Source organism: Mycolicibacterium psychrotolerans (genome assembly GCF_010729305.1).
GTDB lineage: Bacteria > Actinomycetota > Actinomycetes > Mycobacteriales > Mycobacteriaceae > Mycobacterium > Mycobacterium psychrotolerans.
Window position 1 is genome coordinate 3,102,002 of sequence record NZ_AP022574.1, and the last position, 23,931, is coordinate 3,125,932.

The window sequence follows — 23,931 nt, forward strand, 5'->3', positions numbered from 1 at the left end:
CGTTCAGCAGCAGCCGGTCGCCTTCCGTTCGGCCAGGTGCGCATGCGCGGCGTTGTCGCCGCCGCGGACCGCGCCGACGAACTCGTCGAGGTCGATCCGGCGTCCGCCCAGCCACGTCCCCGCCACAGTGACACGCTCGACGAGATCCGCGGGGTCGACGGCCCACGGGTCGGCGGTGAGTTCGACGAAATCGGCGAGCTTGCCGGGGGTGATCGAGCCGATGAGGTGATCGCGGCGCAACGTGCGGGCCGCGTCGATGGTCTGCGCGCGCCAAGCCCGGTCCAGTGGGATCGCCTGCTCCGGACAGTGCACGGTGCCTTTGCGGGTGCGCCGCGTGACCGCGGTGGCGATGTTGACGATGGGCGTCGGCGGCGACACCGAACCGTCGTTGTGCAGCGACACGCACGCCCCGGAGTCGACGGCGTCGGCGAATGCCGACCACCGCGCCCCGTGCTGCGGCTCGAACATCGCGCCGTCGAGCAGCTCGCCCCAGTAGTAGTACTGGAACGGCGCCAGACAGACGTGCACGCCCAGCCGGGCCGCGCGCTCGAAGTGCCCCCGGGTGCCCGCACCGCAGTGCTCCAGCCGCCAGCGGTGGTCGCTGCCCGTCAGGCCGTGCCGGTCCAGTGCGTCCTCGTAGGCGTCGAGCGCGAGGTCGAGCGCCAGGTCGCCGTTGGCGTGGAAGGCCATCTGCCAGCCGGCCGGCGCCGCCCGGTCGAGGATCGCGTCGAGCTGCTCGCGGCTGTAGTTCATCGACCGCGCCCCGCCGGCCACCGCCGGATCGATGCCTGCGGTGCGGGTGGCCTCGCTGTCGAGGTAGGGGAACGAGATCGCGATGTTGCCGACCCACGGCGAGCCATCGGTCCACAGCTTGACCCCGGTCTTGGTCAGCCACTCGTCGCCCGCGGTGAATGTCGTCGGTTCCGCATAGGTGTCGGTGACCGACATCTCCCACATGCTGACCCGCAGCGGGCACGACGGCGCGGCGGCGAGTGCCTCGTAGCCGGCGGCGAACCTGGGGTCGTAGGTCATGTCCGACGTCGAGGTGTAGCCGCCGCGCGCCATCAACGCGAAGTAGCCGGCCGCCGAAACCAGCGGGTCGCCCATCTGCTCCATCAGCGGCATCGTCACCGCCGTCACCACGGGGAGTTCGAACCCTTGCCCGTTCAGCGTCCCGTCGGCGTTGCGGCCGAATTTCCCGGCGACCGGATCGGCCGGTGGGGTGGCGTCCCAGCCGTGGCGTCGGATCACCGCGGAGTTGAAATACACGCCGTGGCCGGAGTTGTCGGTGACCACGGTGATGCGGTCGCCGAAGATCTCGTCGAGTTCGCCGGCCTGCGGTGCCGGATGTCCGTGCAGCAGTGCGTCATACCCGGCGAACCACAGCGGCGTCTCGGGATCGGTGTGGGCCAGCGCGTCGGCGAAGATGGCACGGACGTCGGACCAGCTCGCAGCGACCCACGGCGCGATCGAGCGGGCGGGCGCCTGGGTGGCGATCCCGCTGATCAGTGGATGTCCGTGCGGTTCAACGAAACCCGGCGCGAGGACGGCGGCGCCGGTGTCGACGACCTCGGCGCCGGGCAGCGCGTCGCGGCACTCGGCGACCGTGCCCACCGCGACGATCCGCCCGCCGGACACCGCCACCGCCTCGGCCCGCGGCACGGTCTCGTCCATGGTGATGACGGTCCCTGCCTTCAAGATCACCTCGGTCATGGGCACAGTGTGACACCGATGTGACAAGCTGCCGGGGTGTTCGCAGCAGTCGGCCGGGGCCGCGCAGCCGGGATCGCGGCGGGCGTGCTCGCCGACCGCGTGTTCGGCGATCCGTCGCGGGGGCACCCGGTAGCGCTGTTCGGCAGCGCCGCAGCGGGGCTCGAGCGACGTGTCTACGCCGACAGTCGCAGCGCCGGTGCCCTGCACACGGCTGCACTGCTCGGCGTCGTCGCCCTCGCCGGAGCCGCGGCCGAACGCACCGGCCGGCGCGCCGGCGTCGTCGCCGAGACGGTGTGTGTCGCCGGCGCGACGTTCACCGCGCTGGGCGGTACGTCGCTGACCCGCACCGGCGCGCAGATGGCCGATCTGCTGGCGGCAGGCGACCTCGACGCAGCCCGCCGCCTGTTGCCGTCGCTGTGCGGACGGGACCCGTCGGTGCTCGACGCCGCCGGCCTGACCCGCGCCGCGCTGGAGTCGGTCGCGGAGAACACCTCCGACGCGCAGGTGGGTCCGCTGGTGTGGGCGGCGCTGGGCGGAATCCCGGCGGTGCTGGTGTACCGCGCGGCCAACACGCTCGACGCGATGATCGGCAACAAGTCGCCGCGCTACCTGCGGTTCGGCTGGGCCGCAGCTCGACTCGACGATCTGCTGAACCTGGCCGCGGCCCGGCTGACGGGCCTGTTCGTCGTGGCGTGCGCGCCGGTGGTGGGCGGCTCGCAGGCCGGCGCGGTGCGGGCCTGGCGCCGGGACGCGAGCAGGCACCCCAGTCCCAACGCGGGGGTCGCCGAGGCGGCGTTCGCCGGCGCGCTGGGGATCCGGCTGGGGGGGCCGACGCAATACGCCCACGAGCTGGAGATTCGCCCGACACTGGGCGACGGGCGGGCGCCCGACATCGCGGATCTGGCGCGAGCCGTGCGGTTGTCGCGCGCCGTGCAGGTCGTCGCGGCAGCCGCCGCGGTCAGCGTCGCCTGCCGTACCGGTCGGCGAGCTTGTCCTGCCGTGTGACGGGTTCGGCCGCCGCCTTCTCCTGCCTGCGGGCCTTCACCTCGGCGTAGACGAAGTAGCCCACGCCGATCGGGGCGATGATGCCGAACGCGATCCACTGGATGCCGTAGGACAGGAACGGTCCGGCGTCCAGACGCGGCAGCGGGACCACGCCGAGGCCCCCGGGCTGGTCGTCGACCAACTGCAGATAGGACCCGGCCAGCGGAACACCGGTCAATGCGGAGACCTGGCCGGGATTGATCGAATAGACCTGCTGCACACCGGCGTCCCGGAACGGAGCCTTACCGGCGGGCACCGGCTCGGCGTCGCGCAGCCGGGCGGTGATCGTCACGGTGCCCGTCGGGGCGGCGTCGAACTCCGGTACCGCGGTGCCTTGCACCGGCTTGACATAGCCGCGGTCGACGAGCACGGTCGGGCCGCCGTCGACGGCGAACGGCACCAGCACCTCGAAGGCAGGGTCACCGTCGATCACCCGCAGCCGGGCCAGCACCTGCGCGTCGTCGAGGTATCTGCCCGTCGCAGTCACGCGCTTCCACTGCTGATCGGGCGCCGCCGAATCCTGCTGGGGTAGAAGCGTGGTCAGCGGTACCGGCTCGGCGTCCAACGAGGCGGCGATCTGCGAGTTCTCGCGGGAGGTCTTGGTGTTCTTGCCCAGCTGCCACGGCGCCAGCACCGTGAAGCACAGATAGGCGAACGCGATCACCACGACGTAGAGCGCCAGCCATTGCGGCCGCAGCAGGAAGGTCAGCCGGCGCATCGTCAGACCGCCTGTCGCCGCTCGGCCAGTTGGTCGTCCACCCACCCGTGCAGCCCGGGCAGCGCGGCGTCGATCACCGTGAACACGTCCTCGAAGTCGTCCCGGGTGCCGTAGTAGGGATCGTCCACGTCAGGGACGTGGGCGCCCGAGCGCGGGTCGAAGGACCGCAGCATGCGCAGTCGCTCGGTGGGCACCCCCAGGTGGGCCAACATGCGCTGATGCTCGCGGCCCAGCGCGATCACCAGATCGGCGCTCAGATGGTCATCACCGATCTGGGTGGCGCGGTGCGCGGTCGGGTAGCCGTGGCCGCGCAACGTGTCAGAGGCGCGGCGGTCTGCGGGCTCACCCTCGTGCCAGTGGCCGGTGCCTGCGCTGCTGACGCGCACGACGTCGGCCAGTCCGCGCTCGGCGATCTGATGGGCGAACATCTTCTCCGCCATCGGGCTGCGGCAGATGTTGCCCGAACAGACGAACGTGACGTGCAGCAGCTCAGACACCCAGCACCTCCCGCAGGGCGTCGACGCTGTCGACATGGGCCAGCGCACCGCTGGGGCGGTCGGTGAAGTCGTCGCGGCCGTAGCCCCAGTCGACGACGATGGTGCCGATGCCGTGCGCCGCGGCGCCCTCGACGTCGTGCGACCGGTCGCCGATCATCACCACCCGGTCGGGGACCGGCGCGAGCTGATCGAGGGCGTGGGCCAGCACGTCGGCCTTGCGTGCGCGGGTGCCGTCGACGCTGGCGCCTGCGATCACCTCGAACCGGCCGTCGAGTTCGAAGTGGGCGAGGATGCGCCGCGCGGTCGGCTCGGCCTTCGACGTGGCCACCGCCAACCGCACCCCGGCCGCCGCCAGGTCGGCCAGCAGGTCCGGGACGCCCGTGAAGGGCCGGTTCATCGACCAGCCGCGGCTCGTGTAGTCCGCGCGGTAGGCCGCGATCGCCCCGTCGACGCGCTCACCCAACCCCATCGACTCCAGCGTGTGCAGCATGGGCGGCCCGACGATGCGGCTGACCAGGTCACCCTCGGGAACGGTGGCGCCGACGGCGGTCAGGGCGTGGCGGAAGCTGGCCACGATGCCCTCGGCGGAGTCGGTCAGGGTGCCGTCCAGATCGAAGATCACCAGATCGCCGCGGCGCAGGCGGGCGACGCCGGCTGAGCTGTCCAGCATGTCGGTCACCCGCCCATTGTCCCTGATGCCCGGAGTGGCTGGACCCGCGCACTACTGTCGTGATGTGGCATGTCAGCTGGTGATGCGATGACGGTGCGGCTCGCCGACGTCATCGAGGTGCTCGACACGGCCTACCCGCCGCGGCTGGCGCAGAGCTGGGACTCCGTCGGCCTGGTGTGCGGCGATCCCTCGGAGCCGGTCGAGTCGGTGACGGTCGCAGTGGACGCGACGGCCGAGGTGGTGGCGACGGTGCCCGAACGCGGCCTGCTGCTGGCGCACCATCCTCTGCTGCTGCGCGGGGTGGACACGGTGGCCGCCGACACCGCCAAGGGCGCTCTGCTGCACGCCATGATCCGGACCGGCCGCGCACTGTTCACCGCGCACACCAACGCCGACAGCGCCGACCCGGGCGTCTCCGACGCGCTGGCCGCTGCGCTGGGCCTGGAGGTCACCGACGTCCTGTCCCCGGTGCCGGCCGGACCCGCGCTCGACAAGTGGGGCGTGTACGTCCCGCCCGAGAACGCCGACGCGGTGCGGGCGGCGATGTTCGGCGCAGGCGCGGGTCAGGTCGGCGACTACTCGCAGTGCAGTTGGAGCGCCTCGGGCCTCGGCCAGTTCCTGCCCGGGGACGGCGCCTCGCCGGCGATCGGCTCTGTCGGGACGGTGGAACACGTCGCTGAATACCGGGTGGAGATGGTGGCGCCCCGGTCGCGGCGGACCGCGGTTGTCGCCGCCCTGCGCGGCGCCCATCCGTACGAAGAGCCCGCGTTCGACGTCGTGGCGCTGGACACTCCGCCGGCGGGCACCGGGTTGGGTCGCATCGCCGTCCTCGCCGAACCGGAACCGTTGCCGGCCTTCGTCTCTCGCGTCCGCCGCGGCCTGCCCGCGACGTCATGGGGCGTTCGCGCCTCCGGTGACCCGACGACGACGGTGTCGCGGGTCGCGCTGTGCGGCGGGGCGGGTGACTCCCTGCTCGCCGAGGTGGCCGGCGCCGGAGTGCAGGCCTACGTCACCGCCGACCTGCGGCATCATCCCGCCGACGAACACCGCCGCGTCTCCGGCGTCGCACTCGTCGACGTCGCACACTGGGCCAGCGAGTTCCCGTGGTGCGGACAGGCGGCCCACCTCCTGCACCAGCACTTCGGCGACGCCCTGCCCGTCACCGTGTCCGAGGTGCGCACCGACCCATGGAATGTCGAGGAAGCAGCCGATGAAAGCTGATGTTTCGCAGCAACGTTCACTGCTGGAGCTGGCCGAGCTCGACGCGGAGATCAGCCGGCTCGAGCACCGGGTGAAGAACCTTCCCGAGCAGTCGAGGCTGGAGAGCGCGCAAGGCGCCCACCGCGAGGCCAACGACCGGCTGGCCGCGGTCCAGCTCGCGCTCGCCGACCTGGACGCGCAGATCGCGAAGTTCGAGAGCGAGATCGACGGCGTGCGCCAGCGTGAGGACCGGGACCGCAAGCTCCTGGAGGGCGGCACCGTCGACGCCAAGCAACTCACCGAACTTCAGCACGAGCTCGAGACCCTGCAGCGCCGGCAGGCCAGCCTCGAAGACTCGCTGCTGGAGGTGATGGAGCGGCGGGAGGAACTCGCGGCCGACCAGGACCGCGAGCTGGCCGGCATCGACGACCTGCAGACCGCGCTGACCGACGCGCAGCAGTCGTGTGACAGCGCGCGCACCCACCTGTCCCAGCTCAAGCACCAGCGCGTTTCGCGGCGTGAGGAACTCGTAGCCGCCATCGACGAGGCGCTGGTGTCGCTCTACGAGCGTCAGCGGGCGCGCGGCGGAGTGGGCGCCGGGCAGTTGCAGGGACGACGGTGCGGTGCGTGCCGCATCGAGATCGACAAGGGCGAGCTGGCGCGGATCGCCGCCGCAGCCGACGACGAGGTGCTGCGCTGCCCTGAGTGCAACGCGATCCTGTTGCGTGTGAAGGAAACCGGCGCGTGAAGGTGATCGTCGAGTGCGACGGCGGCTCGCGCGGCAACCCCGGCCCGGCCGGATACGGCGCGGTCGTGTGGTCGGCGGATCGCGGTGAGGTGCTGGCCGAGGTCAAAGAGGCGATCGGGCGCGCCTCGAACAACGTCGCCGAATACCGCGGGCTGATCGCGGGTCTCGAGGCCGCGGCGGACGTAGGTGCCACCGAGGTCGAGGTGTGCTTGGACTCGAAGCTGGTGGTCGAGCAGATGGCCGGGCGCTGGCGGGTCAAGCACCCCGACCTCGCCCCGCTGTACCAACAGGCCCGTGAGCGCGCGCAGACGTTCGAGCGTGTCACCTACACCTGGGTGCCGCGCGCCCGGAACGCCCACGCCGACGCGCTGGCCAACCAGGCGATGGACGCAGCCGCCGGCGTCGAGGACGACGATCCTGTGCCGGCCGAAACATCAACGCCCTCAACGCAGGTGGTCACGAATCCGGCGGGCTGGACAGGCGCCCGAGGAGCGCCGACGCGGCTGTTCCTGCTCCGGCACGGGCAGACGCCACTGTCGGTCGAACGCCGTTACTCCGGGCGCGGCAATCCCGCCCTGACCGATCTGGGCAACCGGCAGGCCGACGCGGCGGCCCGCTACCTCGGACAATCCGGTGGTATCGACGCCGTGGTGTCCTCGCCGCTGCAACGCGCGCACGACACCGCCAAGGCGGCCGCGAAGGCCCTCGGTCTCGACGTCGAGATCGACGACGACCTGATCGAGACCGACTTCGGCTCGTGGGAGGGGCTGACGTTCCGCGAGGCGTCCGAACGCGACCCCGAACTGCACCTGCGATGGCTGCGCGACACCGCCGTACCGCCTCCTGGCGGAGAGAGCTTCGACGCGGTGGCCTCCCGTGTCGCCCGCGCGCAGCAGCGCATCATCGCCGAACGCCCCGGCCAGACGGTGCTCGTCGTGTCCCATGTGACGCCGATCAAGACGCTGCTGCGCCTCGCACTCGACGCCGGTTCGACGATCCTGTACCGACTGCATCTCGACCTGGCCTCGCTGTCGATCGCGGAGTTCTATCCCGACGGCGCGGCCTCGGTGCGACTGGTCAATCAGACGTCCTATTTGTGATCGGTGTGCAGGTGCACGCGTTCGCCGTGCACGCCGAACAGCGCGATCGCCTCGACCGGGCCGTCGACGACCCCGAACCAGTGTGGCGTCCACGTCGAGAACTCCACGGCCTCACCGGGTTTGATGGTGAAGTCACGCTCACCCAGCATCAGCCGCATCCTGCCCGACAGCACGTACATCCAGTCGTGGCCCTCGTGGACGGGCAACTGCGGCGGCGGTGTGCGCCGGCGGGCGCTGACGCGGATCTTGTAGGCGTGTAACCCGCCCGCCGGGCCCTGACCGGTCAACGGCCAGAACGTGATCTGGTTACGGGTGTGCGCGCCGCCGCGGACCCGCGGGTCCTCCACCTCCGGGGCGCGCAGCAGTTCGTCGGCACTCACCGACAGGGCGGCGGCCAGCCGGGGGAGATGGTCGAGGGCCAGCCGCCGCTTGCCCGATTCCAGCCGGCTCAGCGTGGACACATCGATGTTGGATCGGCTCGCCACATCATCGAGCGTCATGCCGCGCTGCAGCCGCAGTTCCCGTAGTCGGCGCCGCACCCGGGCGTCGACACCGTCGTCGTCATTTGCCTGCATGGCAAACAAGCTTGGCATGTCGGTGTGGGGGCGAGCAAGGTGGTGGTATGAGTGAGCGATGGGATTGCGTGGTCGTCGGTGGTGGAGCCGCGGGACTGAGTGCGGCGCTGGTGCTGGGCCGAGCGCGGAAGCGGACACTGGTCGTCGACGCCGGTGCGCAGAGCAACAGGGCCGCGCACGGCATCGGCGGCCTTCTCGGTTTCGACGGTGTTCAGCCGGCGGAGCTCTATGCCCGAGGCCGCGACGAACTGGCGCGCTATCAGTCGGTCCAGGTGCGCGACGGCGAGGTAGCCGACGTCACCGCGCACGAGGGTGGATTCACGATCGCGATGTCGGACGGCGGATCCGAGCGCACCCGTAGGGTGCTGCTCGCGACGGGCATGCGGTATCAAGCCCCAGCCGTGCCGGGCCTCGACGCGTTCTGGGGCCGTTCGGTGTTCCACTGCCCGTTCTGCCACGGCTGGGAGGTGCGCGATCAGCCTTTGGCGGTCCTCGCGGCGGGGGAGCGGGGTGTGCACATGGCGTCGCTGTTGAGCGGGTGGAGTAAGGACGTGGTGCTGCTGACCGACGGTCCCGCCGGCCTGGCCGACGCGGACCGTAAGCACCTTGCCGCGGCCGGGATTCCGGTGGACGAGCGTGGGGTTGCGGGCGTGTCGGGCGCTGACGGAGAACTGGAGGCAGTGGTGTTCGCCGATGGGACCAGCCTGGCCCGCCGAGGGTTGCTGGTGGCAGGCACGTTGCATCAACGCACCGGACTGGCTCGGGCACTGGGCGTGGCGTTCGCCGCGCCGGGACCCGTTTCCGCCGAGGCGATCTCGGTGGATGCGCTGTGGCGCACTTCGGTGCCAGGAGTGTATGCCGCGGGCGATGTGTGTGCGCAGATGCCGCAGGTGGCTGCGGCCATCGCGGCGGGTTCGGGCGCCGCGGTGTCGATTGTCGGAAGTCTGACGGAGGAGGATCGGTGACGGAATCGGAGAAGGCGCACTGGGAAGCCAGATACGCCGAACGGGAACGGATCTGGAGCGGCCGGGTGAATCCGTGGCTGGCCGAGGTGGCGGGTGCGCTACCGCCCGGCCGGGCGTTGGATCTCGGCTGCGGCGAGGGTGCCGACGTGCTGTGGCTCGCCGAAAGTGGTTGGCGCGCTGTCGGAGTGGACATCTCCGATACCGCGCTGGCGCGCGCGGGTGCCGAGGCCGACCGTCGTGGCGTCACCGACCGGGTGAACTTCCGACAGATCAATCTGTCCGACCAGTTCCCCGACGGTACGTTCGACCTGGTGTCGGCTCAGTTCCTGCAGTCGCTGGTGCGGTTGGACCGTGAGAGCATGTTCACCGCCGCGGCCCGCGCCGTCGCGCCGGGCGGCATCCTGCTGATCGTCGACCACGGCGCCGCGCCGCCGTGGGCGCCGCCGCACATCCACGACCACGTGTTCCCGACCATCGACGAGGTCCTCGCGGGGATCGACCTCGAGCCGGGGCAGTGGGAACGGCTGCGAGCCGACGCCCTCGAACGTGACGCGGTCGGTCCTGACGGTCAACAGGCGGTGCTGATCGACAACGTCATCGTGCTGCGACGCGCGGCTTCGGGCTGACGTTCTATGTTCGGCGGTCGAGGACGACGAGGCCGGGACCGGTGAGATCGGCCAGCGCGTCGGGCCGACGGGCCATCGCCATGAGCAGAGCCTCGCCGGTGCCGCGGACTTCGGGGCCTTGCCCGACCGCCCAATCGATGTCGGTGGCGATCCTTCGCACCCCGCGGGTGTGCCAGGCGCCGCCGATGAGCGGAGCTACTCGCGCGAAGTCCAATGCCACCACCAGGCGGTCGGCCGGGATCGTTCGCGGGAGGCTGAGGGTCCGGCGAATGTCTTGCTGATGAATCATGCACTCGGTCAAGGCAATCCGAGCGCCGAAGCCGGATCCGACGCCGCGGGGTTCGTCGGTCGCCAAATTTGTAGCGCGCATCGGGGTTCACGGTCGCATACCTGTCGGTGGGGGGTTGTAGTGTCGGTGACATGTTCGAACACACGTTCGAGATTGACGCGACGGTCTCGGAGGCCGAGCTGCGCGAAGTCGTGGCGCACTGCGAACGCCTGAAGGCTTCCGCAGCGGCGGCCCAAGCCCGGGCCACGGCGCTGTGGGCGGCCAAGCGGCGCGCCACCGAGAACGCCGCCGGCATTCCGGCCCGCAAACGGGGTCGCGGGTTGGCCTCGGAGATCGCGTTGGCGCGGCTGGACGCGCCGGTCAACGGCAACACCCACCTCGGGATGGCCAATGCTCTGGTCCACGAAATGCCGCACACCCTCGCCGCGTTGGAGGCCGGGGTGCTCACCGAGTACCGGGCCACCCTGATCGTCAAAGCCTCGGCCTGCCTGACCGTGGAAGACCGGCGCGCGTTGGATGCCGAACTGTGCGCTGATCAGCAAGCTCTGGTGGGGTTGGGGAATGCGCGGATCGAGGCCGCCGCCGCCGCGATCGCCGCCCGCCTCGACGCCGCCGCAGTGGTAGAGCGCAAGAACCGGGCCGCCCAGAGCGCCGGAGCCTGGACCCGCTGCGCCCCCAACGGGATGGTGTACCTGACCTTCCTGATGCCGCTGTCTCGGGGCGTCGGCGTCTACGCGGCGCTCAAGCGGGAGGCCGACGCCACCGGCGACGGGCGGCCGCGGGGGCAGGTCATGACCGACACCCTCTATGAGCGGGTCACCGGACGGCCCGCCGACAAGCCCGCCCCGATCGCGCTGAACCTGGTGCTCGCCGACACCACGCTGTTCGGGGAGGACGACGCCCCGGGCTGGATCCAGGGCTACGGCCCCGTCCCGGCGGTGGTGGTGCGCGACCTGGTCTCCGACGCCGTCACCGACGAGGACGCGAAAGCCACGCTGCGCCGGCTCTACCGGCACCCCACCAGCGGGCAACTGGTCGCGATGGAATCCAAGGCGCGGATCTTCCCGAAAGGGTTGGCGGCGTTCATCGGGCTGCGCGATCAAACCTGCCGCACCCCCTACTGCAACGCCCCGATCCGCCACCACGACCACGCCACCCCCCACCACAAAGGCGGGCCGACCAGCGCGGGCAACGGGGCAGGATCCTGCGAAGCCTGCAACTACACCAAAGAAGCCCCCGGCTGGACCGTCCGAACTCACGACAGCGATGGCCGGCACACCGCCGAATACACCACCCCGACCGGGGCGACCTACCACTCGACCGCACCACCACTACCCGGACCCACACGACGACACAGCGTGATCGAGGGCAGGCTGAGCATCGACATCGTCGAGCTGAAACGGACTGCCTAAGAAGCGAGCTGGGTGAGCCGGACGCTGTTGCCGGACGGGTCGCGGAACCCGCAGTCGATGCCGTAGGGCATCTCGTGGGGCTCTTCGGTGAACTCGACGCCGCGCGACCGCAGTGCCTCGTAACTGGCGTGGCAGTCGTCGGTGGTGAGGAACACGGTGCCGGCGAATCCCTTGGCGGTGAGATCGAGCACCTGGGTACGGGTCGGCTCATCCATCACCGGCTGGCCCGGCACCGCCATCAACACGACGGAGACGTCGTCCTGACCGGGCGGCCCGACCGTCAACCAGCGGAAGAGCCCGTCCACATCGGGCAGCGAAACGTCCTGGCGCACCTCCATTCCCACCTTCTCGGTCCAGAACTTCAGCGCGACTTCTTGATCGTGCACCCACAGGTGAACGCTTGCGATCCTGATCATGGACCCGACGCTACGGGTGGCTCGATCGCGCCGTCTTCTCCCGATGTGCTGTCTCTGACGCGGCTGACTGCGCGGGGCCGGGTGTCGCGGCCGAGGATGCAGCTGGGAATACGCGCATGCACGGCTGCAGGCGGCATGGCGGCCCGGTAGGCGGCCGGCGGACACCCGTAGGCGCGGGCAAAGCTCGTCGTGAACGAGCCCACGCTCGTCAGCCCGACCATCATGCAGATCTCGGCGACCAGGCGGTCGGTGTGGCGCAGCAGCGAGGCCGCCCGCTCCAGCCGCCGCGTCTGCAGGTAGGCCCGCGGGGATTCCCCGAACGTCGCCGTGAAGGTCCGGCTGAAATGCGCCCGCGACAACCCGGCGGCGGCCGCCAGGTCATCGACGGTGATCGGCTCGGCGTACCGCGCGTCCACCAGATCTTTCGCGCGCATCAGGTGCCGGGCCGGTCGAACCTGCGTCATGCCCTCGAGCATTCGTTACCGGAATCCGCGTCGCAAGCATTACGTTGTTGGGGCGGATGAGCTGGCTGGGCGGCCGCGGATCACCAACCGGCCGGATAGGGGTACGGCCTAGGTGGTTCGAGGAAAGTCCGGACTTCACAGAGCAGGGTGATTGCTAACGGCAATCCGAGGTGACTCGCGGGAAAGTGCCACAGAAAACAGACCGCCACCCCTGAGGTGGTAAGGGTGAAACGGTGCGGTAAGAGCGCACCAGCGCTCCGGGTGACCGGAGCGGCTCGGCAAACCCCACCCGAAGCAAGGCCAAGAATGTCGCGCGGGGGGCGCGGCAGCGCAGACGCCCGAGGGCTGCTCGCCCGAGTCTGCGGGTAGGCCGCTCGAGGCACCCGGTGACGGTGTGTCCAGATGGATGGTCGCCGCTTCGCTGCCAGACATGGCGGCGAGAGACAGAATCCGGCTTACAGGCCAGCTCATCCCCGCAAACCCCCTGACCTGCAAGTTCAGGGGGTTTGCCCCGTTTTCGTCCGCAGTGCGTCCGCAGTAGTTCCGAGCACCGAGTCGATGGCGTCCCGCGTCCGGTCGTCAGAATCCGGCCACAGGTGGCTGTAGGTGTCGAGCGTCTCGACGGCGCTGGCGTGCCCGAGGCGGGACTGAACCGTCTTCACCGACTCGCCGTGCCGGATCAACAGGCTGGCGTAGTAGTGGCGCAGCGCGTGGAACCCGGTGCCCGTCGGCAAACCCGCTGTCTTCACCGCCGGACGCCACTTGTGCCCGAACGTCTGCCGGGTGATCGGCTTGCCCGCCAGGGTGAAGATCAGGCCGTCCGGCTCGGCGGGAAACGCCGCCAGGTGCGCCGCCAGCGCGTCCACGACCACCTGGGGCAGCGGGATGGTGCGGTTACTCGCGGCTGTCTTGGGCGGGCCGAACGTCGGCGCTTGCTTCGGCACCGTGACGAGTTGGCGGTCCACCACTGCCAGGCGCTCAAGGAACCGCACCCGGTCAACGGTCAAGCCGAAACACTCGCCCTGACGCATCCCGGTGCCCGCCGCGAGGGTGACCAGTGCGCGCAACTCGGCGGGCACGGCATCGCGCACCGCGTTCACCTGCTCGGTCGTCAGCGGCACCACCTGGGCGCGCTGGACCTTGGGCAGTTTCGTGCCGTCGCACGGGTTGGCCGCGATGCGCCGGTCACGGATCGCCGATTTCATCACGGTGGAGACCAGGCCGTGGACAACGCCGACGGTCGCCGGGGCCAGGTAATCGAGGCTCTTGACCCACGCCTGCACGTCGCTCGGGAGGATCGACGACAGTTGCCGGTCACCGAGCGTCGGGTAGGCGTGGCGGCGGAGCATGGTCTCGACGTGCGCGCGGGAGCTGGGCCGCTGCACATGTATTTCGCGCCACCGCTCGGCGTAGTCGCGGAACGTCACCTGCCCGGCCTTCGGATCGACGTACTGCCCGGTGACGACCGAGGCGGTGACCTCATCGAGCCAGCGTTGCGCGTCGGTCTTGCGGGCGAACCCCTTCGCGTGTTCCTTGCCGTCAGGGGCGACATATCTTGCACGCCAACGCTTTCCCTTGCCATCGGCGGCGGTGGGCATGCCGTCGGCCTTGCGCCAGCGGTCCTCAACCCCGGCGCGGCGGTTGCGTGTCTGGGCCATCAGATCGTCCCCTCGGCCTCGGTGCGGGCGGTGCTGATCAGGTCGTCGAGATCGACCTCGTTGACCCCGGCGAACGATGTCAGCCGTAGCGAGTTCCGGCCCTGCGGTTCTGCGTCGAGCAGTGCGTCGAGCCGGTGACGGGCGCGGACCCATTCGCGCACTGCCGCGTCCAGCGCGCCGTTAGCCATCATCATGTCGCGGGCCGCGTTGAGCACCTCCACGGCGTCGGGGGCCAGGTCGTCGTCACTGAGCAGGTCGCTGGTCGTGACCCCCAACGCCTGCGCCGCAGCGGCCAGTTCGTCCACCGTGATCGGTCGCTTGCCACCCTCCAGGCGCGTCGCCGTGACCGTTCCGAACTCCCGACCGAGGCGCAGCGAGATTTGCGCCGCTAGCTCGCGCTGGCTCAACCCGGCGGCGGTGCGGAGCTGGGCGACCCGCTGGCCTACTCGTTGGTTGACGTTGGCTGCGTTGTTCTCCATGTGAACATCATGGATCTACTTGACGTGTATCGCAACTGTCTCTACGGTTGTGCTCACGAAGAACATGCTTGTAATTCACGAGGAGAACAAGTTGAGCACCCACGACCACGACCCCATCATTTTCGCCCCCGAGGTTGCCGAGATGCTCGGCGGCATTCCCCTTGCGACGCTGCGCTATTGGACATACACCGGCACCGGGCCGCGCTCGTTCAAGCTCGGTCGGCGTCGCGCCTACCGGCTGTCCGAGGTGCGGTCCTGGCTGGCCGCGCAAGAGACCGCCGCGCACGCCTGAAACAGCAGAACGCCCCGCCGGGGAGGAGTTCCCGACGGGGCGAACTAGAGAGGCACCCGATCAAAGATGACCAGCGCCCAGCATACCCGGTGGGGGTACTTCCCGCACTGCCCGAGCACGCGGTTTCGCCGTCGATTGTGGTCGGCCCGCGCCGTCCCGGTCGGAGGTGCCGCGTGACGGTCACGACAGCTGATCGCAACGGCCACAACGGCAGTCCCTACCCAGACAAACCCGCGTGGGTCGATATTGCGAAGGCCGCACAGGTTCGCGACGAGGGCGACCAACGAGCTGCCGACCGGTACCGCGCGCGCGACCTCCTGAGCGCGTCGGATCGTGCGGTGGCGGCGGCTGACGCGCTGGCCGATCTGCGGAAAGCGATGGCCGACAACGCCGACGTATTCACGTCGAGTGGGGTGCTGGCCCACACGTCGCGGTTCGCCGAGGATCGCAGTGCTGATCGGTACGGGGTGCTGTTCGGTGTCAGCTTGCACGCCGTGTTGGCGGTGCCCCCGCAAGTGGTCCTGCCGCCCATCATCGGGGGCGAGGTGTCGCTGAACCTGCTACTGGCCGTCGTGGGCAGTTCCGGCGGTGGGAAGGGCACCACCGACAAGACCGCCAAGGCTGCGGTGCGGATGAAGGTCGGTGGTCGCCGCGTCGCCCCGGTATTGCCGATGCTGCCCATTGGCACCGGGGAGGGCATCAACCGGACCTACGCCCACGCCGAGCGCGACAAGCTCGGCAGCGGGCAGGTGGCCTTGCGCTGGCACACCTACGCCGCGCTGTTCGGCTGCCGCGACATCGCGACGATGGACGCCCTGACCGCGCGCCAGGGTTCGACGCTGCTGCCCGAGATGCTCAAGGGGTACATGGGCGAGGAACTCGGTTTCGCCAACGCCGACAAAGACCGTCGCGTCATCCTGCCGATGCATAGCTACCGGTTGTGCTTGTCGGCGGGAGTGCAGCCCGAGAACGGTGCGGTTCTGCTCAACGATCAGGCGCGGAGGGACGGCGTACCGCAGCGGTTCCTCTGGACCCCCGTCCGGCCCGGCGTGGCCCGCAACCGGCGCAGCGCCGACGCCAAGACCGTTGACCCGCTGACCGTCGAGGTGCCTGACTTCGGCATCGACCCGCTGACGTTCGATGTCGGTGACGAGGACGACGACGAGGCAGGCATCTATGACCCCGCCGCGTGCCCCTTGGTGCCGATGGGCGTCGCGTCGAATATCGCGCAGCAGATCATCGACGCGGACGCCGCGAAGGACTTGGACCCGTTCGGGCGCAGCGCGGACCCACTTGCCGGCCACCGCCTGCTGGCTCAACTCAAGCTCGCCGCCGCCCTGGCCGTGCTGCACAACCGGACGTTCGTCGGCCCCGAGGACTGGCAGCGGGCCGAGCGTCTGATGGTGGTCTCCGCAGCGGTGGCACAGGTGGTCGATGCGGAATCGGGTGCGGCTGCCCAGCGCGACGCCGTGCTACGCGGTCAGATTGACGGCCACCGGCTTGCCGCTGCCGACGACACCCGCCACAGCGCCGCACTGCACAGCCTGATGAACCGGGTCACTCGGTTCCTCGGCGAGCAAACGGATTGGGTGTCACGCAGCACGGTGGATCGGTCGGTTACCTCGAAGCTGCGGCGCAACCTCGGCGAGGCACTGGCATCTCTGCTCGACATCGGTGCAATCGAGCGCCGTGAGGTCGAACGCGCTGGTCAGACGGTTCCCGAGTACCGGATTAGGGCGGTGTGATCGTGGACGAGGGTGTGGCACCTGTGGCACCCGGTGTGGCACCGCCGGATGAACTATTTACGCAGCTCAGCGGGGGTGTGGCACCTGTGGCACCTGTGGCACCCCCTGGCGCGAAAACTCGCTACCTAAGAGTGCTATACGAAGTCGCCCGTTTCACCTTCACAGCTAACTATTCAAAGACAGTTCCGTGGCCGTGTTCGTGCGCGGTGGGGTGCCACAGGTGCCACAGGTGCCACACCCTGTTTGACCTGCGGTTTTGGGTGTGGCACCGGTGCCACACCGGGTGCCACAGGTGCCACACCTCCTCGGACCGCGAGGCAGTGAATACCCGAGAGGAGCAGCGATGACGAGCACTCAGACCGAGACCGACGAATGCACCTGGCTGTGCGACTACTGCGCTACCTGCGCGGTGGGGCCGGACTGCTCGCGCCTGGACGTGATCGTCGAGCCCGACGAGATCGAGTGGCGCGGCGGGGCGGTGGTCACCGCTCGCTACCGCTGCGGCTGCGGGCACGAATGGACGTGCCGCTGGTCGTCGGAACTCCTGCACCCCCAGAGAGGAATTTGAGAACCATGTCGATACCGAAACATGATCTTGACGCCGCACTGACCGCGCTGGCGCTCGTTGAGGCTTCCCTCGACCGCGACCTCGAACGCGCGAAGATGTTGATCGACTCGGGGCAGGACGGCTCCGCGATCCTGAACTACCTCGTTCTGTTCGTTGACCGCCTTGCGCGCAGCGCGAACCCGAAGAACCCCAAGCTCATCACCGAGGCACTACGCGCAGCGTTCCTCGCCGCCGAGCTTGACGGCGACGGCGAGAACTGATGACCCTGCGTCCCTGCATCGAGTGCGGTGAGCCCGCCGACGGGCCACGCTGCCCCGAGCACGTCCGTCCATCGTCACCGAAGGCGTCGGCTGCCCTGCGGGGCTATGACGCAGCCTGGCAGCGTCTCAGCGCCAAGGCGCGGCGTCTCCAACCGTGGTGCTCCGACTGCGGTGCCACCGCTGATCTACAGTGCGATCACCGGCCCGAGGCGTGGGCACGCAAGGCGGCGGGCAAGCCGATCCGGCTGGCCGACGTGGACGTGGTGTGCGGCCCGTGCAACCGCGCCCGTGGCGCAGCCCGCGCGCAGCAAACTCCTGTACGGGGCCAGCAAACACGCCCCTCGCGCGAGACCAGGGGGATGACCCCTCCCCGGGGGGTATCAGACCCGCGCGGTGAGGCTAAGTTCGAGAAACTCACCGATTTCGGGTCGATCCGCAGACGGCCAGCAAACAGCGAACTGGCGACAGCTAACGGGGTGCCGCGATGAGGGCCGGGCCGAAGGGCACGGTCAAGGCCGCGCCGCTGGACCTGTCGGACTATCCGGCGGGGCGGGCGGCGCGCCGTGAGCGGTTCATAGGGGAGTACCTGGTGACGCCGCGCGGTCATGGTGCCGGTCAGCCGTTCAACCTGCGGACGTTCCAGCGGGACATCATCGGCGGCGCGTTCGCGCCGGGTGTCCGCACCGCGCTGGTGTCCATCCCGCGCGCCAACGGCAAGACCATGCTGGCCGCTGCGCTGGCGGTGGCTGAGCTGTTCGTCGGCGACATGTCCGCCGAGGTGCTGGTGGTCGCCAGCGACCAGCGGCAGGCGAACATCACGCTGCGCTACGCCAAGCGCATGGTCGAGCTGAATCCGGTGCTCGCCGAGCGGGTGCAGGTGTTCGCGGACCGGCTGTATCTGCCCGAGAACGACGCCACCCTATTGCCGCTGCCCGCCGAGCCGGGTGCGCTGCACGGGCACGACCCGTCGCTGTTGATCGTGGATGAGTTGCACGTCGTCACCGAGGCCGTCTGGGAGGCGGTGACCTCGGTGTCGGGGAAGCGGCCCGAGTCGCTGACGCTGGCGATTAGCACCCCGGCCAGCTCGCCGGACAGCGTGATGTGGCGGCTGGTGGAGCACGGGCGCGGCGGTGATGACCCGTCGTTCTACTTCCGGGAGTTCGCCGCCCCCGATGGCTGCACGGCGACCGACCGTAAGGCGTGGCGCGTCGGCAATCCGGCGCTGGCGTGCCGTGACCCGTTCCTGAGCGAGGACGGCATCGAGGCTGCCCGCCGGACGATCCGCGAGCCGGTGTTCCGCCAGCTTCGGCTTGGTCAGTGGGTGACCGGGGTGGAGGCGTGGCTGCCGTGGGGTGCCTGGGACGACTGCGCGGCGCAACGGGCCGTACAGCCCCGTGAGCGGGTGGTCTTGGCGTTCGACGGCAGCGCCAGTGGGGACTCCACGGCGCTCGTTGGCTGCACGCTCGACGGCTATATCTGGCTTGAGGGCATCTGGGAGAACCCCGGCGATCCGCGCTGGCGGGTGCCCCGTGAGGACGTGGACCGCGCTGTGGACATGGCGTTCGACCGCTACGACGTCGCCGAGCTGGCTGCGGACCCGTGGGGCTGGCGCAGCGAGATCGAGCAGTGGGCCAAGCGGCACGGTGAGCGCCGCGTCGTCGAGTGGAACACCGCGAATGCGCAGCGGATGGCCCCGGCCACCGACCGGCTGTATCAGGCGGTGACGACCAAAGCCGTCGCCCACGACGGCGACTCGCGGCTGGCGCTGCACGTGGCGCATTGCGTCGCCAAACCGACCCCGATGGGCGATCTGGTCAGCAAAGACAAGCGGGGATCACCTCGCAAGATCGACGCCGCCGTCGCCGCCATCGTGGCGTTCGACCGTGCGGCGTGGCATGGAACCAAGAACCGTAAGAGAGCAAGGAGTTTCGCATGACCCAGACCGAAACATTGACCACCCTGTTGCAGAAGCTGGACGAGCCGGTGGCCACGTACACCGCGCTGGACCGCTATTACGACGGCACGCAACCGCTGGCGTTCCTGTCGCCAGAGGCCAAGGTGGCGCTGGGCACCCGGTTCGGGCGCATGGCGTCGAACATCCCCCGTCTGGCGGTCACCGCGCTGGCCGAGCGGCTGCGCATCACCGGGTTCACTGCCGCCGACGTGTGGGCCGAGTGGATCAGGAACGACCTGGACCAGACCAGCGGTGTCGCCCACCGCGAGGCGCTGCTGTTCGGCGACAGCTACGTCATCGTGTGGGCCGACGCGCTCGGGCGGCCTAACGTGACCATCGAGTCGGCGAAACAGGTTGCCGTGCAACGTGATCCGGCGACGCGTCAGATCACCGCCGCGGTGAAGCGGTGGGAGACCAAGACGACCACCGAGGCCGCGCTGTACCTGCCCGACGAGATCGTGCGGCTGCGGGCCAACTCGACCGGCGCGACCATCACCGGGTTTCAGACCATCGGGACGATCCCCAACCCGCTGGGTGTCGTCCCGGTCGTCAACCTGCGCAACTCCGACCGGCTGCTCGACGACTTCGGCAGCAGCGAAATCGACGACCTCATGCCGCTGGTCGATGCGCTGAACAAGACGCTGGCCGACCTGATGGTCACCAGCGAGTACGTCGGTCGGCCCCGGCGGTGGGCCACCGGCATCGAGCTGACCGAGGAGCCGGTGCTCGACGCCGAGGGCGACCCGGTGCTCGACGAGGCCGGGCAGCCGGTGATGCGGGAGGTCAATCCCATCCCCGAGGGTCACCGCGCCATGATCAGCGAGAACGATCAGGCCAAGTTCGGGCAGCTCAACGCCGCCGACCTCGGTGGCTACGAGGCGGCGGTGCGGGTGATCCTCGGCCAGATCATGGCGGTGTCCACGCTGCCCGCGCACTACGTCGGGGTGTTCACCGACAACCCCGCGAGCGCCGACGCGCTGCGGGCTGCGGAGGCATCGCTGACGGCCCGCGCCGAGGCTCGTCAGGCGACGTTCGGGCGTGCCTGGGAACAGGTGGCCCGGCTCGTCGTCGCCGTCCGCGATGGTGTGGACCCGGCGACGGTGGAGGTGCGGGTGCAGTGGGCCGACGCCGCGACCCGCTCGGTGGCGCAGGAGGCCGACGCGGTGGTCAAGCTCCACCAGGCCGGTTTGCTGCCCGCGTCCTACGCGCTGGCCAAGCTCGGCTACTCCGATGACGAGATCGCCGAGATTCGGGTGGCGCGTCGTGCCGAGGCGCTCGACGGGGCCGGGCTCAGTCTGGTGAGGGGCGGTCAGACCGCGTGAGCGTCGTCGAGGACTACCAGGCGCAGACCGAGGCGTTGGCGGCGGCGACCGCTGCGCAAATGCTGGCGCTCTACGCCGCGTTGCAAGCCGGGGGTTTGTCGCCGCCCGCAGCCACCGAGGCGATGGCGGCGGTGGTCAACGTCGCCAACGCTGCGGCGACAACGCTTGCCGATCTCTTCGTGACTGCTCAGATCGAGGTGGCGTCTCGGGAACCGGCACCGCCGACGGGAATTGCGCCGACCGACGACGGCCCCCGGCTGACCAAGGCGGTGGCGACGATCCTGGACGATCTGGACGACGACGAACCCGACGACCTGGACGACGGACCTGCCGAGGAACGTGCCGACGACGAACCCGCCGAGGAGGGCAGCGAGTCCAGCGACGCCGAGGAACCCGCCGAAAACGCCGACCCGGTGGACACTGCGGCGATGCGCCTGGAACGGCTGGCCCGCGCCGAGCCGCTCGACACCGGGCAGGACATCGTCGTCGAGATCATCAACCGGCTGCCGCAGGTGGAGGGGTGGACGCGGGTGCTCGACGCCGACCCCTGCGAGCGGTGCCAGCGGTGGGCCGAGGACGGGCGGGTGTTCCCGAAGGACGCCCATTTCAAGCGGCACCTCAATTGCAATTGTCAGCAACAGATCGTGATGACTACGCCGGGCGAAATGCGCAGCGGCACAGAGAAAATGGAGAAACCAGCATGAGCGCCACACTCGACGACAACACCACTGACGACCAGATCACCGAGGGCGCCGAGCAGGCCGACAACGTGGAGACCGACGAGGATGCCGGTGCCGACGACGTTGCCGAGACCGACGACGACGAGGACGATGGCGGCGCTGGTGAGACGTTCACCCGCCCCTACGTCGAGAAGCTGCGCCGCGAGAACCAGCGGTACCGCGAACGGGCTGCCGAGGCCGACGTGCTGGCGCAGCGTCTCCACACCGCGCTGGTGGCCGCGACGGGCCGACTGGCCGACCCCAGCGATCTCGATTTCGACGCCGCCCACCTGGACGACGCCGACGCCCTCGCGGCTGCGGTGGACGATCTGCTGACCCGTAAGCCGCACCTGGCGTCCCGGCGTCCCGTCGGCGACATCGGGCAGGGGGCGACGCGGACGGGGGACACCGTGGACCTCGCGGGCATCCTGCGTTCCCGCGCCTGACCTACGTGTCGGACCGCTTCGATAGCGTCAACACCGGGCCGCAATCCGCGCGGCCACTGACGTAGTTCGAGAGGAAACCAATGGCAGACGACGACGTGCAGGACCAGATCACCGAGGCTTCGGAGGCCGCCAAGCTCGCAATACTGCGGCGGATCGAAAAGCTGGCTTCGGGCACGAACAGCGGAAGCACCTTGCAGTCATTGGGATACGCGTATGCCCTTGTTGTCGGTGCTGCTCACGGCTACCTGCCCGGCGGCCCTACGGATGTCAACGTGAGCAAGTAACAGGTCAATCGCTATGCTGATGGGGTCGCGCCTGATGCGCGGCCCCATCGCTCTGGCGTCCTGATGACGCGGCGGAATACCTAGACCGCTGTTTTCGACCCGTCAGGAGAGCCATCATGGCTGTATCCACCGCCACCGCGACCGAACTCACTCAGGAGCAGGTCGCCAAGATTCTCGTCAAGCCACTCGAAGCCGAGGCCAAGTTCCTCGCCGCCGGGCCGCGCATCTTCGACACCGCCAGCCCGCTGCGCATCCCCAAGCTGGGCGGGCCGACCGTCGTCACCTGGGTCGGGGAGAACGAGCAGATTCCCGAGGCGAACCCCGATTTCGACGAGGTGGAGCTACTGCCGTCCACCATGAAGTCGCTCAAGACGCTGACCCGCTACTCCAACGAGCTGGCCCGCCAGTCCGTCGTGGCGCTGGACGCCGCGCTCAAGGACCGGCTGGTGACCGATGTCGCCGCCAAGATCGACAGCCAGTTGTTCTCGGCGTCCGGTGACGGCGTCACGACCCCGCAGGGGTTGTTCGCGTGGGCCGGTACCCAGACCCTCGCTGTTGACGGCGCGCTGGCGCTCGACGACCTGCACGACGCCGAGGCGCTGGCGCTGGGGGCCAACGTGGACCCGGCGGCGATGCGGTGGGTGATGACCTCCCGCGAGCTGATCGCGTTGCGCAAGATCAAGGCCACGGACGGCAAGTACATCGTCGAGCCCGACGTGACCGCAGGCAGCGGCTACACGTTGCTGGGGCATCCGGTGATCGTGTCCAACCGGGTGCCCGACACCACGGGCGGCACCCCGACGGGTCGCGCCGCGCTGGTCGACTTCTCCAAGATCGCCGTGGCCCGCGACCTCGCGCCGTCGGTGAAGATTCTCGACCAGACGTTCGGTGACTTCGACCAGATGGCGATTCGGGTGGTGGCGCGCTATGACGCAAAGCCGCTCAACCCCGAGGCCGTCGTGAAGCTCACCGGCATCACGATCTGACCATGCCCGCCGTCACCGGCCAGCAGGTCGCCGAGTTTCTCGGCCAGGGCGACAACACCGAGGCCGTCGCCCTGGCCGGGGATCACGCCGCCATCATCACCGCGCTGGCGCGCAGCTACACGCGGGGCCGTGGGTTCGTCGGGGCGGAACCCGCCGAGGACATCGCCGCCGTAATCGTCACGGCCACAGCGCGACTCGTCGCCAATCCCGAGCAGATCGCGACCGACTACGGCAGCGTGGCAGTGCGCGGTGGCTGGCAAGGGTGGAACCTCGCCGAGCAGATCGTCCTCAACCGCTACCGGGTGCGTGCGCGGTGATCGGTCGCGACAAGATCACCATCAATTTTCGGCGCAAGTCCGAGAACACCGAGTTTTCGCGCACCTACTACGGCACCGTGGTGACCGAGCGTCTCGACGGCAAGCTCGAACCGTTCGGCGGCAAGCTCATTTTCAGCAACTTCTACAGGTTGATCCTGCCGCGCACCCTCAACGTGTCCGACGCCAGCATCGTGACGGTCTCGTTCGGGACGCGAGAGCACGCCCGGCTGGACTCGGCCATCACGCCGGTCTACGACGCCCGTGGCGGCATTCGGCATTACGAGGCCATCGTCCGCGCGCACTGACCGTCCGCAGAGCGTCCGCAGCAGGATCAGCAACGCTCATCATTAGCCAACACAACCAACGCCCTGACCAGGCACTTCCAACACGTCAAACGTCAGCAAACACGGCAAACGCCCAGCGAACGTGTTCCGGCTTATAGGTCAGCTCATCCGCCCTTCGGG

General features: G+C 69.5%; 28 protein-coding genes, 1 other RNA gene and 1 pseudogene. 20 read left to right on the forward strand and 10 right to left on the reverse strand.

Annotated elements, in window-relative coordinates; all coding sequences use genetic code 11:
• Window positions 1–3 precede the first annotated feature (3 nt).
• A complete protein-coding gene (locus G6N45_RS15100; protein WP_163723024.1) occupies window positions 4–1,713 on the reverse strand; it encodes an amidohydrolase in 1,710 nt (569 codons plus the stop codon).
• Between the two features lie 36 nt (window positions 1,714–1,749).
• On the opposite strand from G6N45_RS15100, the gene G6N45_RS15105 reads away from it, so the two are divergent.
• Window positions 1,750–2,718, forward strand: coding sequence for a cobalamin biosynthesis protein (locus G6N45_RS15105; protein WP_163723025.1), 969 nt, complete (start codon window positions 1,750–1,752; stop codon window positions 2,716–2,718).
• On the opposite strand, the gene G6N45_RS15110 is transcribed toward G6N45_RS15105, so the two are convergent.
• The 3 genes from G6N45_RS15110 to G6N45_RS15120 are packed head-to-tail and all read right to left on the reverse strand — an operon-like array spanning window position 2,672 to window position 4,642.
• Window positions 2,672–3,475: an SURF1 family cytochrome oxidase biogenesis protein gene (locus tag G6N45_RS15110; protein ID WP_163723026.1), complete on the reverse strand. Its 804-nt coding sequence runs from the start codon at window positions 3,473–3,475 to the stop codon at window positions 2,672–2,674. The two genes, G6N45_RS15105 and G6N45_RS15110, sit on opposite strands and share 47 nt — an antisense overlap.
• Before the next feature lie 2 nt (window positions 3,476–3,477).
• A complete protein-coding gene (locus G6N45_RS15115) occupies window positions 3,478–3,972 on the reverse strand; it encodes a low molecular weight protein-tyrosine-phosphatase (RefSeq protein WP_163723027.1) in 495 nt (164 codons plus the stop codon).
• On the reverse strand, window positions 3,965–4,642 hold the full coding sequence (locus G6N45_RS15120) for an HAD-IA family hydrolase (RefSeq protein WP_163728484.1): 678 nt from the start codon (window positions 4,640–4,642) through the stop codon (window positions 3,965–3,967). Before G6N45_RS15120 ends, G6N45_RS15115 begins: the two co-directional genes overlap by 8 nt.
• 87 nt (window positions 4,643–4,729) lie before the next feature.
• Between G6N45_RS15120 and G6N45_RS15125 the strand changes: the two genes are divergently transcribed.
• From G6N45_RS15125 to G6N45_RS15135, 3 genes are read left to right on the forward strand one after another with little or no spacing between them, the layout of a single operon-like run.
• Window positions 4,730–5,863 (forward strand): Nif3-like dinuclear metal center hexameric protein, encoded by a 1,134-nt coding sequence (locus tag G6N45_RS15125; protein ID WP_163728498.1) that lies wholly within the window; start codon window positions 4,730–4,732, stop codon window positions 5,861–5,863.
• Window positions 5,853–6,590 carry a zinc ribbon domain-containing protein gene (locus tag G6N45_RS15130; RefSeq protein WP_163723028.1) on the forward strand — a complete coding sequence of 246 codons (738 nt, stop codon included), beginning with the start codon at window positions 5,853–5,855 and terminating at the stop codon, window positions 6,588–6,590. Before G6N45_RS15125 ends, G6N45_RS15130 begins: the two co-directional genes overlap by 11 nt.
• Window positions 6,587–7,690, forward strand: coding sequence for a bifunctional RNase H/acid phosphatase (locus G6N45_RS15135; protein ID WP_163723029.1), 1,104 nt, complete (start codon window positions 6,587–6,589; stop codon window positions 7,688–7,690). Before G6N45_RS15130 ends, G6N45_RS15135 begins: the two co-directional genes overlap by 4 nt.
• Here the strand turns inward: G6N45_RS15135 and G6N45_RS15140 are convergent.
• Window positions 7,681–8,265: a type II toxin-antitoxin system RelB family anti-toxin gene (locus G6N45_RS15140; protein WP_163723030.1), complete on the reverse strand. Its 585-nt coding sequence runs from the start codon at window positions 8,263–8,265 to the stop codon at window positions 7,681–7,683. The two genes, G6N45_RS15135 and G6N45_RS15140, sit on opposite strands and share 10 nt — an antisense overlap.
• Window positions 8,266–8,312: 47 nt before the next feature.
• Between G6N45_RS15140 and G6N45_RS27715 the strand changes: the two genes are divergently transcribed.
• Together G6N45_RS27715 and G6N45_RS27720 are read left to right on the forward strand one after the other, a co-directional pair.
• The gene (locus G6N45_RS27715; RefSeq protein WP_170312449.1) at window positions 8,313–9,230 is read left to right on the forward strand and encodes an NAD(P)/FAD-dependent oxidoreductase; all 918 of its coding nucleotides are present in this window, start codon (window positions 8,313–8,315) and stop codon (window positions 9,228–9,230) included.
• The gene (locus G6N45_RS27720; RefSeq protein ID WP_170312450.1) at window positions 9,227–9,856 is read left to right on the forward strand and encodes a class I SAM-dependent methyltransferase; all 630 of its coding nucleotides are present in this window, start codon (window positions 9,227–9,229) and stop codon (window positions 9,854–9,856) included. Before G6N45_RS27715 ends, G6N45_RS27720 begins: the two co-directional genes overlap by 4 nt.
• A 4-nt stretch (window positions 9,857–9,860) precedes the next feature.
• Here the strand turns inward: G6N45_RS27720 and G6N45_RS15150 are convergent, their stop codons facing one another.
• Window positions 9,861–10,076: a hypothetical protein gene (locus G6N45_RS15150; RefSeq protein WP_163723031.1), complete on the reverse strand. Its 216-nt coding sequence runs from the start codon at window positions 10,074–10,076 to the stop codon at window positions 9,861–9,863.
• A gap of 200 nt (window positions 10,077–10,276) precedes the next feature.
• On the opposite strand from G6N45_RS15150, the gene G6N45_RS15155 reads away from it, so the two are divergent.
• Window positions 10,277–11,557: an HNH endonuclease signature motif containing protein gene (locus G6N45_RS15155; RefSeq protein WP_163723032.1), complete on the forward strand. Its 1,281-nt coding sequence runs from the start codon at window positions 10,277–10,279 to the stop codon at window positions 11,555–11,557.
• Here G6N45_RS15155 and G6N45_RS15160 read toward each other — a convergent pair.
• A complete protein-coding gene (locus G6N45_RS15160) occupies window positions 11,554–11,973 on the reverse strand; it encodes a VOC family protein (RefSeq protein ID WP_057148538.1) in 420 nt (139 codons plus the stop codon). The two genes, G6N45_RS15155 and G6N45_RS15160, sit on opposite strands and share 4 nt — an antisense overlap.
• Window positions 11,974–11,983: 10 nt before the next feature.
• Window positions 11,984–12,437: pseudogene (locus G6N45_RS15165) on the reverse strand (helix-turn-helix transcriptional regulator).
• A 57-nt stretch (window positions 12,438–12,494) separates the two neighbouring features.
• On the opposite strand from G6N45_RS15165, the gene rnpB reads away from it, so the two are divergent.
• Window positions 12,495–12,911: RNase P RNA component class A (gene rnpB / locus G6N45_RS15170), an RNA gene on the forward strand.
• A gap of 23 nt (window positions 12,912–12,934) precedes the next feature.
• Here rnpB and G6N45_RS15175 read toward each other — a convergent pair.
• Window positions 12,935–14,095: a tyrosine-type recombinase/integrase gene (locus G6N45_RS15175; protein ID WP_197746841.1), complete on the reverse strand. Its 1,161-nt coding sequence runs from the start codon at window positions 14,093–14,095 to the stop codon at window positions 12,935–12,937.
• Window positions 14,095–14,574, reverse strand: coding sequence for a helix-turn-helix domain-containing protein (locus G6N45_RS15180; protein WP_163723034.1), 480 nt, complete (start codon window positions 14,572–14,574; stop codon window positions 14,095–14,097). Before G6N45_RS15180 ends, G6N45_RS15175 begins: the two co-directional genes overlap by 1 nt.
• Before the next feature lie 91 nt (window positions 14,575–14,665).
• On the opposite strand from G6N45_RS15180, the gene G6N45_RS15185 reads away from it, so the two are divergent.
• From G6N45_RS15185 to G6N45_RS15240, 12 genes are all read left to right on the forward strand, one after another.
• Window positions 14,666–14,866 carry a helix-turn-helix transcriptional regulator gene (locus G6N45_RS15185; RefSeq protein ID WP_246228696.1) on the forward strand — a complete coding sequence of 67 codons (201 nt, stop codon included), beginning with the start codon at window positions 14,666–14,668 and terminating at the stop codon, window positions 14,864–14,866.
• 173 nt (window positions 14,867–15,039) lie between these two features.
• Window positions 15,040–16,611, forward strand: coding sequence for a hypothetical protein (locus G6N45_RS15190; RefSeq protein ID WP_163723036.1), 1,572 nt, complete (start codon window positions 15,040–15,042; stop codon window positions 16,609–16,611).
• Between the two features lie 343 nt (window positions 16,612–16,954).
• Window positions 16,955–17,179 (forward strand): hypothetical protein, encoded by a 225-nt coding sequence (locus G6N45_RS15195; RefSeq protein ID WP_163723037.1) that lies wholly within the window; start codon window positions 16,955–16,957, stop codon window positions 17,177–17,179.
• Between the two features lie 5 nt (window positions 17,180–17,184).
• A complete protein-coding gene (locus G6N45_RS15200) occupies window positions 17,185–17,439 on the forward strand; it encodes a hypothetical protein (RefSeq protein ID WP_163723038.1) in 255 nt (84 codons plus the stop codon).
• Window positions 17,440–17,923: 484 nt separating this feature from the next.
• Window positions 17,924–19,375 carry a terminase large subunit domain-containing protein gene (locus tag G6N45_RS15205; RefSeq protein ID WP_163723039.1) on the forward strand — a complete coding sequence of 484 codons (1,452 nt, stop codon included), beginning with the start codon at window positions 17,924–17,926 and terminating at the stop codon, window positions 19,373–19,375.
• A complete protein-coding gene (locus tag G6N45_RS15210; protein ID WP_163723040.1) occupies window positions 19,372–20,715 on the forward strand; it encodes a phage portal protein in 1,344 nt (447 codons plus the stop codon). Before G6N45_RS15205 ends, G6N45_RS15210 begins: the two co-directional genes overlap by 4 nt.
• Window positions 20,712–21,419 carry a hypothetical protein gene (locus G6N45_RS15215; RefSeq protein ID WP_163723041.1) on the forward strand — a complete coding sequence of 236 codons (708 nt, stop codon included), beginning with the start codon at window positions 20,712–20,714 and terminating at the stop codon, window positions 21,417–21,419. Before G6N45_RS15210 ends, G6N45_RS15215 begins: the two co-directional genes overlap by 4 nt.
• Window positions 21,416–21,880 (forward strand): hypothetical protein, encoded by a 465-nt coding sequence (locus G6N45_RS15220; RefSeq protein ID WP_163723042.1) that lies wholly within the window; start codon window positions 21,416–21,418, stop codon window positions 21,878–21,880. The genes G6N45_RS15215 and G6N45_RS15220 overlap by 4 nt, the downstream gene beginning before the upstream one ends.
• 80 nt (window positions 21,881–21,960) lie before the next feature.
• Window positions 21,961–22,164 (forward strand): hypothetical protein, encoded by a 204-nt coding sequence (locus G6N45_RS15225; protein ID WP_163723043.1) that lies wholly within the window; start codon window positions 21,961–21,963, stop codon window positions 22,162–22,164.
• Between the two features lie 116 nt (window positions 22,165–22,280).
• Window positions 22,281–23,150 (forward strand): phage major capsid protein, encoded by an 870-nt coding sequence (locus tag G6N45_RS15230; protein WP_163723044.1) that lies wholly within the window; start codon window positions 22,281–22,283, stop codon window positions 23,148–23,150.
• Window positions 23,151–23,152: 2 nt separating this feature from the next.
• A complete protein-coding gene (locus G6N45_RS15235) occupies window positions 23,153–23,467 on the forward strand; it encodes a hypothetical protein (protein ID WP_163723045.1) in 315 nt (104 codons plus the stop codon).
• The gene (locus tag G6N45_RS15240; RefSeq protein WP_163723046.1) at window positions 23,464–23,772 is read left to right on the forward strand and encodes a hypothetical protein; all 309 of its coding nucleotides are present in this window, start codon (window positions 23,464–23,466) and stop codon (window positions 23,770–23,772) included. The genes G6N45_RS15235 and G6N45_RS15240 overlap by 4 nt, the downstream gene beginning before the upstream one ends.
• The last annotated feature ends 159 nt before the right edge of the window (window positions 23,773–23,931 follow it).

What these genes read in the sequence shown, in the direction of transcription:
- G6N45_RS15100 (WP_163723024.1), bottom strand. Translation starts at nt 1,713, where the DNA reads ATGACCGAGGTGATCTTGAAGGCAGGGACCGTCATCACCATGGACGAG.
- G6N45_RS15110 (WP_163723026.1), bottom strand. Translation starts at nt 3,475, where the DNA reads ATGCGCCGGCTGACCTTCCTGCTGCGGCCGCAATGGCTGGCGCTCTAC.
- G6N45_RS15120 (WP_163728484.1), bottom strand. Translation starts at nt 4,642, where the DNA reads ATGCTGGACAGCTCAGCCGGCGTCGCCCGCCTGCGCCGCGGCGATCTG.
- G6N45_RS15125 (WP_163728498.1), top strand. Translation starts at nt 4,730, where the DNA reads ATGACGGTGCGGCTCGCCGACGTCATCGAGGTGCTCGACACGGCCTAC.
- G6N45_RS15130 (WP_163723028.1), top strand. Translation starts at nt 5,853, where the DNA reads ATGAAAGCTGATGTTTCGCAGCAACGTTCACTGCTGGAGCTGGCCGAG.
- G6N45_RS15140 (WP_163723030.1), bottom strand. Translation starts at nt 8,265, where the DNA reads ATGCAGGCAAATGACGACGACGGTGTCGACGCCCGGGTGCGGCGCCGA.
- G6N45_RS27715 (WP_170312449.1), top strand. Translation starts at nt 8,313, where the DNA reads ATGAGTGAGCGATGGGATTGCGTGGTCGTCGGTGGTGGAGCCGCGGGA.
- G6N45_RS15155 (WP_163723032.1), top strand. Translation starts at nt 10,277, where the DNA reads ATGTTCGAACACACGTTCGAGATTGACGCGACGGTCTCGGAGGCCGAG.
- G6N45_RS15160 (WP_057148538.1), bottom strand. Translation starts at nt 11,973, where the DNA reads ATGATCAGGATCGCAAGCGTTCACCTGTGGGTGCACGATCAAGAAGTC.
- G6N45_RS15175 (WP_197746841.1), bottom strand. Translation starts at nt 14,095, where the DNA reads ATGGCCCAGACACGCAACCGCCGCGCCGGGGTTGAGGACCGCTGGCGC.
- G6N45_RS15180 (WP_163723034.1), bottom strand. Translation starts at nt 14,574, where the DNA reads ATGGAGAACAACGCAGCCAACGTCAACCAACGAGTAGGCCAGCGGGTC.
- G6N45_RS15195 (WP_163723037.1), top strand. Translation starts at nt 16,955, where the DNA reads ATGACGAGCACTCAGACCGAGACCGACGAATGCACCTGGCTGTGCGAC.
- G6N45_RS15200 (WP_163723038.1), top strand. Translation starts at nt 17,185, where the DNA reads ATGTCGATACCGAAACATGATCTTGACGCCGCACTGACCGCGCTGGCG.
- G6N45_RS15205 (WP_163723039.1), top strand. Translation starts at nt 17,924, where the DNA reads ATGAGGGCCGGGCCGAAGGGCACGGTCAAGGCCGCGCCGCTGGACCTG.
- G6N45_RS15210 (WP_163723040.1), top strand. Translation starts at nt 19,372, where the DNA reads ATGACCCAGACCGAAACATTGACCACCCTGTTGCAGAAGCTGGACGAG.
- G6N45_RS15220 (WP_163723042.1), top strand. Translation starts at nt 21,416, where the DNA reads ATGAGCGCCACACTCGACGACAACACCACTGACGACCAGATCACCGAG.
- G6N45_RS15225 (WP_163723043.1), top strand. Translation starts at nt 21,961, where the DNA reads ATGGCAGACGACGACGTGCAGGACCAGATCACCGAGGCTTCGGAGGCC.
- G6N45_RS15230 (WP_163723044.1), top strand. Translation starts at nt 22,281, where the DNA reads ATGGCTGTATCCACCGCCACCGCGACCGAACTCACTCAGGAGCAGGTC.
- G6N45_RS15235 (WP_163723045.1), top strand. Translation starts at nt 23,153, where the DNA reads ATGCCCGCCGTCACCGGCCAGCAGGTCGCCGAGTTTCTCGGCCAGGGC.